General features: G+C 40.0%; 8 protein-coding genes. All 8 read left to right on the top strand.

The features are described from left to right. The first annotated feature begins 35 nt into the window (after window positions 1–35). Complete coding sequence (gene cheB, locus PGC14_RS08470; protein ID WP_039765250.1) at window positions 36–1,073, top strand: chemotaxis-specific protein-glutamate methyltransferase CheB; 1,038 nt, start codon at window positions 36–38, stop codon at window positions 1,071–1,073. Window positions 1,074–1,391: 318 nt separating this feature from the next. Beyond that, window positions 1,392–5,039 carry a DNA-directed RNA polymerase subunit beta gene (rpoB, locus tag PGC14_RS08465; RefSeq protein WP_271629872.1) on the top strand — a complete coding sequence of 1,216 codons (3,648 nt, stop codon included), beginning with the start codon at window positions 1,392–1,394 and terminating at the stop codon, window positions 5,037–5,039. Between the two features lie 27 nt (window positions 5,040–5,066). Then, the gene (gene rpoC, locus PGC14_RS08460; RefSeq protein WP_271628664.1) at window positions 5,067–8,558 is read left to right on the top strand and encodes a DNA-directed RNA polymerase subunit beta'; all 3,492 of its coding nucleotides are present in this window, start codon (window positions 5,067–5,069) and stop codon (window positions 8,556–8,558) included. Window positions 8,559–8,723: 165 nt separating this feature from the next. Then, complete coding sequence (locus tag PGC14_RS08455; RefSeq protein WP_011916514.1) at window positions 8,724–8,975, top strand: L7Ae/L30e/S12e/Gadd45 family ribosomal protein; 252 nt, start codon at window positions 8,724–8,726, stop codon at window positions 8,973–8,975. Between the two features lie 25 nt (window positions 8,976–9,000). After that, window positions 9,001–9,438, top strand: a complete 438-nt coding sequence (gene rpsL / locus PGC14_RS08450) for a 30S ribosomal protein S12 (protein WP_011916515.1) — start codon at window positions 9,001–9,003, stop codon at window positions 9,436–9,438. A 71-nt stretch (window positions 9,439–9,509) separates the two neighbouring features. Further along, the gene (rpsG, locus tag PGC14_RS08445) at window positions 9,510–9,983 is read left to right on the top strand and encodes a 30S ribosomal protein S7 (protein WP_011916516.1); all 474 of its coding nucleotides are present in this window, start codon (window positions 9,510–9,512) and stop codon (window positions 9,981–9,983) included. Window positions 9,984–10,015: 32 nt separating this feature from the next. Beyond that, the gene (gene fusA / locus PGC14_RS08440) at window positions 10,016–12,091 is read left to right on the top strand and encodes an elongation factor G (protein WP_039767328.1); all 2,076 of its coding nucleotides are present in this window, start codon (window positions 10,016–10,018) and stop codon (window positions 12,089–12,091) included. Between the two features lie 83 nt (window positions 12,092–12,174). Beyond that, window positions 12,175–13,377, top strand: a complete 1,203-nt coding sequence (gene tuf, locus PGC14_RS08435) for an elongation factor Tu (protein ID WP_039767326.1) — start codon at window positions 12,175–12,177, stop codon at window positions 13,375–13,377. Window positions 13,378–13,387 lie beyond the last annotated feature (10 nt).

Genomic DNA, 13,387 nt, shown 5'->3' with positions numbered 1-13,387 from the left:
TATTAATGAAAAATGATTGTATAGGTGAATAGTTTATGTACAAGGTATTGGTTGTTGACGATTCGGCATTCATGAGGCAGCTCATCAAGTCAATTTTAGAGCAAACAGGAATGTTTTCTGTGATGGTTGCTCAAACACCTCTCATTGCCCTTGATAGAGTAAGAAAGTTTAAATTTGATGTTATAACAATTGACTATGAGATGCCATACATGAACGGTGTTGAACTTATAAGGAAGATAAGAGATGTTTCAGACAGTAAAATCTTAATGATAAGCGCATATACTCATCCTGGAGCTCATACAACATTTGAGGCATTATCAGCAGGTGCTTTTGATTATATATTAAAACCGTTAAAGGAAGAAGAAATAGAAGAGTTCAAATATGAACTAATCAAAAAGGTAAGTGCTGCATGTGAAGAGTACAAAAAGACCCAGACTGCGCCAACTACCGTCGAGGATGTAAAAGTTTTCAAAGTTCCAATAGAGGATAGTTTGGTCGAAAGAGCAAAAGTTGCAAAGGTTGTAAGTATCGGGATATCAACAGGAGGACCCCCTGTTTTAGAAAAGATGTTTAGAAGCCTCAAGAAGGATTTTTCTCTTCCAATCTTGGTTGTTCAGCACATGCCACCAAACTTTACAAAAGCATTTGCAGAGAGGCTTGCTTCTATTACATCTAAATGTATTAAAGAAGCAGAGGACAGGGAAGAGGTAAAACCAGGATGTATATACATTGCAAAGGGCGGATATCATTTGGCTATTGAAGAAAAGGCAGGGAAACTCTACACAAGAGTGCTTGACCTTGAGAAGATAAAAAGTCACAAACCTTCTGCAGATATTCTTTTTAGCTCAATTGCAGAGGCATGCGGGAAGGATGCAATAGGTATAATTATGACTGGCATGGGGTCTGATGGAAGTGATGGAATATTAGAAATGAAGATGAAGGGAGCTATAACTATTGCGCAGAATGAAAAAAGTTGTGTCGTATTTGGAATGCCCAAGGTAGCAATTGAAAAAGGTGCTATTGAACTTATTATGAGTCCTGAAGAGATAGTGGAGCTATTGAACAAGATATAATCACCTTTTGGAAAATATTAATATGGTTTGTTATTAAAGATGACCACAAATATTTGATGGTGGTCATCTTTAATTTTGTACACAAAAAATTTTTTAATTAATTGACACATAAAAGTGCTTATGTTATAATAACAAAATGCGTTAATACGGGCGTGAATTCCTTTCAGATCCAGGCTGCTCTAAATAAGCTTGATGTCTATAAATGTTTTCATGAATAAATTGTAATTTTGAGGAAATAATAATAAAGATAAGGAAATTTTTTAAGAGGTGATTTAGTTGGCACTACCTCGTCCTGTGCAGTATGGAAAGGTACAAAGAATGAGCTATGGGAAGGTAAAAGAGGTTCTGGATTTGCCATATCTATTGGAAATCCAGAAAAAGTCATTTCAGTGGTTTTTAGACGAAGGACTTAGAGAGGTTTTGCGAGAGATTTCTCCTATCAAAGACTACACAGAGAATTTGCTTTTAGAGTTTGTTGACTATTACTTTGACGGGCCACCAAAATATTCAGAACAAGAGTGTAAGGAAAGAGATGCAACATATGCAAGGCCCCTAAAGGTTAAGGTAAGGCTCATTAACAAAGAAACAGGTGAGATAAAAGAGCAGGACATTTATATGGGCGAATTTCCAATAATGACTGAAACCGGAACCTTTATAATCAATGGTGCTGAAAGAGTAATTGTAAGCCAGCTCATACGCTCACCTGGGTGCTATTTTGCATCTTCAATTGACAAACAGGGTCGGAAGATTTTTTCTGGTACTATAATTCCAAACAGGGGCGCATGGCTTGAGTTTGAGACAGATACAAGCGAACTTCTATCTGTAAGACTTGATAGAACAAGGAAAGTTTCTTTAACCACCTTGCTCAAGGCATTTGGTCTTTACAATCAGCAACTAATATTTAACAAATTAGGAGAAGACGAGAGATTAAAAGCATCCTTAGAAAAAGAGGCAAATAAGGGTGAGATAGGGAATCCTGTTGAAAATGCACTTTTGGAGATTTACAGAAGACTGAGGCCCGGAGAGCCGCCAAATGTTGAAAATGCAAAAAATCTTCTTGAAAGGATGTATTTTGACCCAAGAGGTTATGATTTGGCAAAAGTTGGAAGATACAAATTGAATAAAAAATTATCATTGTGGAAAAGAATTTTCAACAAAAGAGCTGCTGAGGATATTGTTGATAAGAGAACAGGCGAGATATTAGTAAAGGAAGGAGAAATTATTTCAAGAGAGGCAGCACTTAATATTCAGGATGCAGGAATTAATGAGGTATTGGTATATGTAGAGGATGACAAGGTGTTCAAGGTAGTTGGGAATAACACTGTGAAGCTTGACAGGTATGTGGATTTTGATGTATCCGATTTGAATATCAAAGAACTTGTGTATTTGCCTGTTTTAAATGAGATTTTGTCCACAACAAACGATGTAAATGAAATAAAACAGCTGATAAAAGAGAGAGAAAGAGAGCTTGTTCCATATTGTCTTACAAGAGATGATGTATTTGCTGCGACAAGTTATTTCTTGGGCTTGAAATATGGCATTGGTCATACAGATGACATAGACCATCTTGGAAACAGAAGGGTCAGGGCTGTTGGTGAGCTTTTACAAAACCAGTTTAGAATTGGTCTTGCGCGAATGGAAAGAGTCATTCGCGAGAGAATGACAATACAGGATATTGATTCTGTCACACCACAGACATTGATAAATATTAGACCTGTAACAGCTGCAATTAAAGAATTCTTTGGTTCAAGCCCACTTTCTCAGTTTATGGACCAGGTAAACCCACTTGCAGCGCTGACCAACAAGAGAAGACTTTCTGCATTAGGGCCTGGTGGACTTTCAAGAGACAGGGCAGGATTTGAAGTAAGAGATGTTCACCACTCTCACTATGGAAGGATGTGCCCTATAGAGACGCCAGAAGGGCCAAACATTGGTCTTATTACATCACTTGCAACATATGCAAGAGTTAACGAATATGGATTTTTAGAAACCCCTTATAGGAAAGTTGACAAAAAAGAAGCGAGAGTAACTGATGAGGTAGTGTATCTTACAGCAGACGAGGAGGACACATACAAGATAGCTCAGGCAACAGAACCTGTAGACGAAGAAGGGAGGTTTATAAACCAAAGAATTACTGTGAGATTTGGTGAAGATATCATTGAGGTTGACAAGCATGAGGTAGACCTTGTTGATATATCGCCAAAACAGATTGTTTCAGTTTCTACATCATTAATCCCATTTTTAGAGAATGACGACGCAAACCGTGCACTTATGGGTTCTAACATGCAACGTCAGGCGGTACCACTTTTGACTACAGAATCGCCGATTATTGGAACAGGTGTTGAGTACAGAGCTGCGGTAGACTCTGGTGTTTGTGTACTTGCCAAAAAAGATGGTATTGTTGAAAAAGTATCTGCTGATGAAATTGTCATCCAGAATCATGATGGTACAAAGGACGTATATCACCTTTTGAAATTTAAGAGGACAAACCAAGGCACATGTTTCAACCAGCGACCAATTGTAAGAAAAGGTCAAGAAGTAAAAACAGGAGAGGTTATAGCAGACGGTCCATCAACCGACCATGGCGAGCTTGCACTTGGTAAAAATGTCCTTGTTGCGTTCATGCCATGGGAAGGTTATAACTATGAAGATGCTATATTGATTTCTGAAAGACTTGTAAAAGAGGATGTATACACATCCATTCATATAGAGGAATACGAGTGTGAAGCAAGAGACACAAAGCTGGGACCAGAAGAGATTACAAGGGATATACCAAATATTGGTGAGGATGCAATAAAAGACTTAGATGAAAGAGGAATTATCAGAATTGGTGCAGAAGTGAAAAGTGGAGACATTCTTGTAGGTAAGGTCACACCAAAAGGTGAGACAGAACTCACTGCTGAGGAAAGACTTCTTCGTGCTATCTTTGGTGAAAAGGCAAGAGAGACAAGAGATACATCTTTGAGAGTACCTCACGGTGAGGGTGGAATAGTTGTTGATGTAAAAGTATTCTCACGTGACAAAGGCGATGAGCTGCCGCCTGGTGTAAACCAGCTTGTAAGAGTATATGTTGCACAGAAGAGAAAGATTTCAGTTGGCGACAAGATGGCAGGAAGACACGGAAACAAAGGGGTTATTTCAAGGATTTTACCTGTTGAAGATATGCCATTTTTACCAGATGGTACTCCGGTTGATATAGTGTTAAACCCATTAGGTGTGCCGTCACGTATGAACATTGGTCAGATTTTGGAGACACACTTGGGATATGCAGCAAAGGCGCTTGGCTGGAAAGTTGCAACACCTGTATTTGACGGTGCAAAAGAGGAAGACATTGAAGAAGCATTGAATCTTGCAGGACTTTCACCAAATGGAAAGACTATCCTATATGATGGCAGAACAGGCGAACCATTTGATAATGAAGTCACTGTAGGATACATGTATATGTTAAAGCTTGTTCATCTTGTTGATGATAAGATTCACGCACGCTCAACCGGACCATATTCGCTTGTTACACAACAGCCGCTTGGTGGTAAAGCTCAGTTTGGTGGCCAGAGATTTGGTGAGATGGAGGTTTGGGCACTTGAGGCATATGGTGCTGCGTATACGCTGCAAGAGCTTTTGACTGTTAAATCTGACGATGTGACAGGTAGAGTAAAGACTTATGAGGCAATTGTAAAAGGAGAGAATATTCCAGAACCGGGTATTCCTGAATCATTCAAGGTTTTGGTGAAAGAGCTTCAGAGCTTGTGCCTTGATGTAAAACTCCTGTCAGAAGATAATAAAGAGATTGAACTTAAAGAGTCTATAGATGAAGACGAACAGCCACAAGGTCTTGGTGCATTTGAGCGAGGACTTGAGGAAGTTGAGAATGGCGAAGAAGATGATGATAAAGAGAAATTCTATGAAGATTTAATGGATGCAAGCCAAGAACAAGATGAGAGTGCAGATGACGATATCGATGAGTAAAACCTCAAAAAGGTGGGTGTAAGGCAGATGGATTTGTTCAATTTTGATGCCATAAAGATTAGCCTTGCTTCTCCAGAAAAGATTAGAGAGTGGTCACGCGGAGAGGTCAAAAAACCTGAGACTATAAACTATAGAACATTAAAGCCAGAAAAGGATGGACTTTTTTGTGAAAAAATCTTTGGTCCGACAAAAGACTGGGAGTGTCATTGTGGAAAATACAAAAAGGTAAAATACAAAGGTGTTGTTTGTGACAAATGCGGTGTTGAGGTGACAAAATCAAAGGTAAGACGTGAGAGAATGGGGCACATTGAACTTGCTGCCCCTGTTTCTCACATCTGGTATTTCAAAGGTGTTCCAAGCCGCATGGGTCTTATACTTGATATGACCCCAAGAAACTTGGAAAAGGTTTTATACTTTGCGGCATATGTTGTCATTGACCCCGGCGATGTGCCAAACTTAGAGAAAAAACAAATACTATCTGAAAAGGAATACAGGGAGCTAAAAGAAAAGTATGGCGACAGATTCAGGGCTGGAATGGGAGCAGAGGCTATAAAAGAGCTTTTGAAAGAGATAGATTTAGACAAGCTTTCTCAAGAGCTACGACAAGAGCTTGAGACAGCAACAGGTCAAAAGAAGCTAAAAATAATAAAAAGGCTTGAAGTTGTCGAGGCATTCAGAAAATCAGGAAACAGACCTGAGTGGATGATATTAGATGTAATACCTGTTATCCCACCTGAACTTCGTCCAATGGTCCAGCTCGATGGAGGGAGATTTGCAACATCTGATTTGAATGATCTGTACAGAAGAGTTATAAATAGGAACAACCGTTTGAAAAAGTTAATGGAGTTAGGCGCACCTGACATAATTATCAGAAACGAAAAGAGAATGTTACAAGAAGCAGTTGATGCACTTATTGACAATGGTAGGCGTGGAAGACCTGTAACAGGTCCTGGAAACAGGCCTTTGAAGTCACTCTCTGATATGCTAAAAGGCAAACAGGGAAGGTTCAGACAGAATCTTTTAGGAAAACGTGTTGACTATTCAGGTCGTTCTGTTATAGTTGTTGGACCTGAGCTAAAGATTTATCAGTGTGGTCTTCCAAAAGAAATGGCACTTGAGCTTTTCAAGCCATTCGTAATGAAAAAACTTGTTGAAAAGGGAATATGTAACAATATAAAAAATGCTAAAAAAGCAGTCGAAAGACAAAGAAGTGAGGTATGGGACATATTAGAAGAGGTCATAAAAGACCATCCAGTTTTGTTAAACAGAGCTCCAACCTTGCACAGACTTGGAATTCAGGCATTTGAACCAGTTCTTGTTGAAGGAAGAGCTATAAGGCTTCATCCTCTTGTATGTACAGCATACAATGCAGACTTTGACGGTGACCAGATGGCAGTACATGTTCCACTTTCTGCAGAGGCACAAGCTGAGGCAAGGTTTTTGATGCTCTCTGCGAATAATTTACTTAAACCTGCTGATGGAAAGCCTATTGTAGTTCCAACGCAGGATATGGTTTTGGGAATCTATTATCTAACGCTTGAGAAAAAAGGAGATAAAGGTGAAGGAAAGATATTCTCCTCAGAGGATGAGGCACTGCTTGCATATGAGCACAAAGTAGTTGGACTTCATGCAAGAATTAAGGTGAGAAGGACAATTGAAAAAGATGGAGAAGTGGTTTCAGGTATTGTTGAGACAACACCGGGTAAGATTATACTAAATCAGGTAATACCACAGGATTTAGGTTTTGTTGATAGGAGCAAAAAAGAGAACTTGCTAAAGTATGAGATAGACACTCTTGTTGACAAGAAGATGCTGGGTAAAATTATTGATAGATGTATCAAGGTGTATGGGACGACAAGGACAGCAGAGATATTAGATGAGATAAAAGAACTTGGATTTAGATTTTCCACAAGAGGAGCAATTACAATCTCAGTTTCGGACATGGTAATTCCAGGAGTCAAGCAAAAACTCATAGCAGAGGCAGAACAAAAGGTTGAGAATGTTGAAAAACTATACAGACATGGTTTGATTTCAGACGAGGAAAGATATGAACAAGTTATCAGTATATGGAACGAGATAAAAGACAAACTTACCGAAGAACTTATCCGAAATCTCGATGAGTTTAACCCAATATTCATGATGGCAAACTCAGGTGCACGAGGTTCAAAAAATCAGATATCACAGCTTGCAGGTATGCGTGGACTTATGGCAAACCCGTCTGGAAAGACAATAGAGATGCCTATAAAGTCAAACTTTAGAGAGGGCTTAAACGTAATAGAGTTCTTTATCTCAACACACGGTGCAAGAAAAGGTTTGGCAGACACAGCATTGAGAACTGCAGACTCAGGTTATTTGACAAGAAGGCTTGTTGATGTTGCTCAGGATATAATTGTTCGAGAAGAGGATTGTGGTACAGATAAAGGTATTTGGGTAGAAGAGATTAGGGATGGCACAGAAATTATTGAAACGCTTGAAGAAAGGGTCATAGGAAGATATGCTGCAGCTGACATTCTGCATCCGCAAACTGGTGAGGTCATAGTAAAGAGAAATGAACTTATCACAGAAGAGATAGCACAGAAAATAGTAGATGCTGATATAAAGAGCGTGTATGTCAGGTCAGTACTTGAATGCAAAACAAGATATGGAGTATGTGCAAAATGTTATGGACTTGACCTTGGCACAGGTCAGCCAGTAAACGTAGGTGAAGCAGTTGGTATAATCGCAGCACAGGCAATAGGTGAGCCAGGAACCCAGCTTACAATGAGAACATTTCACACAGGCGGTATTGCAGGACAGGACATCACACAGGGACTTCCAAGGGTTGAAGAGCTATTTGAGGCAAGAAAACCTAAGGGCGTTGCAATAATTTCTGAGATAGAAGGGTATGTCTCTATCAAGGAGGACAAGAAGAGGACAATCACTGTTCGAAATGACAATGGTGAGGAGAGGACGTACGAAGTACCTTACGGAGCGCGATTAAAAGTAAATGATGGAGACTATGTCAAAGCAGGGGATGAGCTAACAGAAGGTTCGATCAATCCACATGATCTTTTGAGGATAAAAGGTCCAAGAGGTGTTCAAAGCTACCTTTTGGCTGAGGTTCAGAAGGTTTACAAAATGCAGGGTGTTGATATAAACGACAAGCATATAGAGATAATAATCAGGCAGATGATGAAGAAGGTCAAGATAGAAGACCCAGGAGATACAGAACTTTTGCCAGGCGACATTGTAGAGATATACAGGTTTGAAGAAGAAAACGACAGAGCGATAGCAGAAGGCAAACGTCCTGCGCTTGGAAGAAGGGTGCTTCTTGGTATAACAAAAGCAGCACTCTCTACAGAATCGTTCTTGTCGGCTGCGTCTTTCCAAGAGACTACAAGAGTTCTGACAGATGCAGCAATTAAAGGTAAGGTTGACCCACTGATTGGTCTTAAAGAGAATGTCATTATAGGTAAGCTTATTCCAGCTGGGACAGGTATGGCAAAGTATAGAAATATTATAGTGGAAGAGAAAGCATAAAGAGATTTTTAAAAGGGGTATGTCTTAAAAAGAAAGCTTAAGGCATGCCCCTTGTGAAACTTCAAAAAAACCTTGTTTTAAACTTTCTTGACATAAAATCATTTGAGTGTTATTATATTTGAGTGTAATTTTACACCTTCCATATGAAAAGGGGAGGAAGTGAATTTGTCATCAGACATAGAAGCTTTAAAAACTTCTCCTAAGACTGTAGGAGCGCGCCAAACTGCCCAAGCTATCCAGAAAGGGAAAGCCAAGGTAGTTTTTGTTGCAAAAGATAGCGACGAATGGGTAGTGAGGGATATTATAGATATGTGCAAACAAAAGGGTATAAAACTTGTCTTTGTTGATTCTAAAAAGGAACTTGGCAAGATTTGTGGTATAAGTGTGGCAGCATCATCTGCCGCAATAATTGAATAAGATTTTTTAACAAGGAGGTGTACAGATGCCGACAATAAACCAGCTTGTAAGATTCGGACGAGAGAAGAAGGTTGAAAAGTCAAAAGCACCAGCACTCCAAAAGGGTTTTAATTCACTAAAAAAGAAATACTACGACATAAGCTGCCCACAAAGAAGAGGAGTTTGCACAGTTGTTAAGACTGTTACACCTAAAAAGCCAAACTCTGCTTTGAGAAAGGTAGCGAGAGTCAGACTTACAAATGGTGTTGAAGTGACAGCTTACATTCCTGGTATTGGCCATAACTTGCAAGAGCACTCTGTTGTGTTGGTAAGAGGTGGAAGAGTCAAAGACTTACCAGGTGTCAGGTACCATATTGTAAGAGGTACACTGGACTGTGCTGGTGTTGCTAACAGAAGACAGGGCCGCTCTAAATACGGGGCAAAAAGGCCAAAACAACAGGCAGCAGGCGCTGCAAAGAAATAAGGTGGCTTAAAGTGGCGTAAAATAATGTGAGGTGAAAGAAGTAATAGAGTTTTTAAAAAGGAGGGGTAGAGTTGCCAAGAAAGGGGCCAGTTAAGAAAAGAGAGATATTGCCAGATCCGGTCTACAATGATAAGGTTGTAGCAAAGCTTATAAACAAAGTGATGTATGATGGGAAAAAGTCCATTGCACAAAAAATAGTATATGGTGCATTTGATATAGTAAGAGAAAAGACTGGTAAAGATCCACTTGAAGTTTTAGAAGCAGCACTTAACAATGTGATGCCAGTGTTGGAAGTAAGACCAAGAAGAGTTGGTGGTGCAACATACCAGATTCCAATTGAAGTTTCACCTGATAGAAGACTTTCGCTTGGTATTAGATGGCTTGTTGAGTATGCAAGAGAAAGAAAAGATAAAAGAACGATGAAAGAAAAACTGGCAGCAGAGATTATGGATGCAGCAAACAACACAGGCGGTGCAGTTAAGAAGAAAGAAGATACACATAGAATGGCAGAAGCAAATAGAGCATTTGCACATTATAGATGGTAATACTACTTTCTTAACAAGGAGGACAGAAGAAATTGCCCAGGCAGTTTCCGCTTGAAAAAACAAGAAATATTGGTATTATGGCTCATATAGATGCGGGAAAAACAACAACAACAGAAAGAATCCTTTTCTACACTGGTAAGGCCCATAAGATGGGCGAAGTCCATGAAGGTACAGCCACAATGGACTGGATGGAACAAGAGCAAGAGAGAGGAATTACTATAACCTCAGCTGCTACAACTTGTGAGTGGCGAGGGCACAGGATAAACATCATTGACACACCAGGACATGTGGACTTCACTGTTGAGGTAGAAAGGTCTTTGCGCGTGCTTGACGGTGCTATTGCTGTATTTTGTGCCAAGGGCGGCGTTGAGCCTCAGTCAGAGACTGTGTGGAGACAGGCAGATAAGTACCGTGTTCCAAGGATAGCCTATGTCAACAAAATGGACATAATGGGTGCTAACTTTTTCAATGTTATTGAAATGATGAAAGAAAGACTTGGTGCAAACCCTGTTGCAATCCAGGTTCCAATTGGGAAAGAGGATACTTTCAGAGGTATTGTTGACCTTCTTACAATGAAGGCTATTATATATGTAGATGACTTGGGAAAGGTTGCACAGGAAACAGAGATACCAGATGAGGTAAAAGACATTGCTGAGGAATATAGAATCAAGCTTTTAGAAGCTGTTGCTGAGACAGACGAAGAGATTATGATGAAGTATTTAGAGGGTGAAGAAATTACAGTTGAAGAACTTAAAGCCGCAATAAGAAAGGCAACAATCAATATGCAAATGACACCTGTGCTTTGTGGTTCATCTTATAGAAATAAGGGTGTTCAACCACTTTTGGATGCAGTTGTTGACTATCTGCCATCACCGGTTGACATTGCGGCAGTAAAAGGATTTTCACCTGATACTGGTGAAGAGATTGAAAGAAAGACAAGTGAAGATGAGCCGTTTTGTGCATTGGCATTTAAGATTATGTCTGACCCATATGTTGGTAAACTGACATTCTTGAGAGTTTACTCAGGTGTTCTTCATGCAGGGTCGTATGTTTATAACTCAACAAAGAATAAGAAAGAAAGAGTTGGAAGACTTTTACACATGCATGCAAACCACAGAGAGGACGTTGATGCAGTATATGCCGGTGATATCTGTGCAGCGATAGGTCTTTCTAATACTACAACAGGTGACACGCTCTGTGATGAAAATCATCCAATTGTCTTAGAGTCTATGGAGTTTCCAGAACCTGTTATACAGGTTGCTATTGAACCAAAGACCAAAGCTGACCAGGAGAAGATGGGTATTGCGCTTCAGAGACTTGCAGAAGAAGACCCAACATTTAAGGTATCAACAAACCATGAAACAGGGCAAACACTCATTGCAGGTATGGGAGAGTTGCACTTAGAGATTATTGTTGACAGAATGAGAAGAGAGTTCAAGGTAGAGGTCAATGTAGGTAAACCTCAGGTTGCTTACAAAGAGACAATCAAGAAATCTGTCAAGGTTGAAGGCAAGTACATTAGGCAATCTGGTGGTAGGGGTCAATACGGTCACGTTTGGCTTGAGCTTGAACCGCTTGAAAGAGGAGCAGGGTATGAGTTTGTCAATAAGATTGTCGGCGGTGTGATACCAAAAGAGTTCATACCATCTGTTGACGCAGGTGTTCAAGAAGCTATGCAATCTGGTGTGTTGGCAGGATACCCAGTTGTGGATGTTAGAGTAACTCTGTTTGACGGTTCATACCACGAGGTCGACTCGAGTGACATGGCGTTCAGGATTGCAGCAGCTCAAGCCTTCAGAGAAGGTATGAAAAAGGCAGAGCCAGTACTGTTAGAGCCTATAATGAAGGTTGAGGTTGTTGTACCTGAAGAGTATATGGGTGATGTAATGGGTGATATAAACGCAAGAAGAGGTAGAATTGAAGGTATGGAACTGAGAGGAAATGCTCAGGTTATTCGCGCGTACGTGCCACTTGCTGAGATGTTTGGATATGCAACTGATCTGAGGTCCAAGACCCAAGGTCGCGGCACGTATACCATGCAGTTTGATCACTATGAAGAAGTTCCAAAGAATATTGCTGATAAGATTCTTGAAATGAAGAATAAATAAGTGTTAAAATAATCTTAAACTGCGGTTGCAATTTTAAAAATTCACATAAATAAAATATTATCGTGAAGGAGGATAAAATTAGGATGGCAAAGGCTAAATTTGAAAGAACAAAACAACACGTAAACATAGGTACAATTGGGCACGTTGACCATGGTAAGACAACATTGACAGCTGCAATCACAAAGGTTTTAGCTCTCAAGGATAAGGCTCAATTCATGGCTTATGACCAGATTGACAAGGCACCAGAAGAAAGAGAAAGAGGTATTACAATCAACACAGCTCACGTTGAGTATGAGACAGATGCAAGACACTATGCGCATGTTGACTGTCCAGGACATGCTGACTACGTTAAAAACATGATAACAGGTGCTGCACAGATGGACGGTGCTATCTTAGTTGTTTCTGCAGCTGACGGTCCAATGCCACAGACAAGAGAACATATTTTGCTTGCAAGACAGGTTAACGTTCCATACATCGTTGTATTTCTCAACAAGGTAGACATGGTAGATGACCCAGAATTGATTGAGCTTGTTGAGATGGAAGTAAGAGAGCTTCTTTCAAAGTATGGTTATCCAGGTGACGAGGTACCAATTGTAAAGGGTTCAGCTTTGAAGGCTTTAGAGTCACCATCACAGGATCCAAATGCACCAGAGTATCAATGTATTTTAGAGCTCATGGATGTAGTAGATAAGTACATTCCAACTCCACAAAGAGACGTTGACAAACCATTCTTGATGCCAATTGAAGACGTGTTCTCAATTACAGGTAGAGGTACAGTTGTTACAGGTAGAGTTGAAAGAGGAACACTCAAAACAGGTGAAGAGGTTGAGATTGTTGGATTTGCTCCAGAGCCAAGAAAGACAGTTGTAACAGGTATTGAGATGTTCAGAAAGGTGCTTGACGAAGCAGTGGCAGGTGACAACGTTGGATGCCTTCTCAGAGGTATTCAGAAGAATGAGGTTGAAAGAGGTCAAGTTCTTGCAAAGCCAGGCACAATTAAACCTCACACTAAATTCAAAGCACAGGTTTACGTATTGACAAAAGAAGAGGGTGGAAGACATACACCATTCTTCAATGGTTACAGACCACAGTTCTATTTCAGGACAACAGACGTTACAGGAACCATTACCCTGCCTGAGGGTGTTGAAATGTGTATGCCTGGTGACAATGTTGAAATGACAGTTGAGCTTATCTCTCCAATTGCTATTGAGTCAGGACTCAGATTTGCTATCCGCGAAGGCGGAAGAACAGTTGGTGCAGGCTCTGTTACAACAATAATTGAATAATAAAAAAGCC

The sequence above is a fragment of the Caldicellulosiruptor sp. DIB 104C genome, from assembly GCF_028198085.1.
Taxonomy (GTDB): Bacteria; Bacillota; Thermoanaerobacteria; order Caldicellulosiruptorales; family Caldicellulosiruptoraceae; genus Caldicellulosiruptor; species Caldicellulosiruptor saccharolyticus.
The sequence above is the reverse complement of the archived record's forward strand: the minus strand, read 5'-3'. Positions and strand labels throughout refer to the sequence as shown.

Bases quoted from the DNA above. Each gene is read 5' to 3' on its own strand.
- rpsL (WP_011916515.1), top strand. From the start codon at position 9,001: ATGCCGACAATAAACCAGCTTGTAAGATTCGGACGAGAGAAGAAGGTT.
- rpoB (WP_271629872.1), top strand. From the start codon at position 1,392: ATGAGCTATGGGAAGGTAAAAGAGGTTCTGGATTTGCCATATCTATTG.
- rpoC (WP_271628664.1), top strand. From the start codon at position 5,067: ATGGATTTGTTCAATTTTGATGCCATAAAGATTAGCCTTGCTTCTCCA.
- tuf (WP_039767326.1), top strand. From the start codon at position 12,175: ATGGCAAAGGCTAAATTTGAAAGAACAAAACAACACGTAAACATAGGT.
- cheB (WP_039765250.1), top strand. From the start codon at position 36: ATGTACAAGGTATTGGTTGTTGACGATTCGGCATTCATGAGGCAGCTC.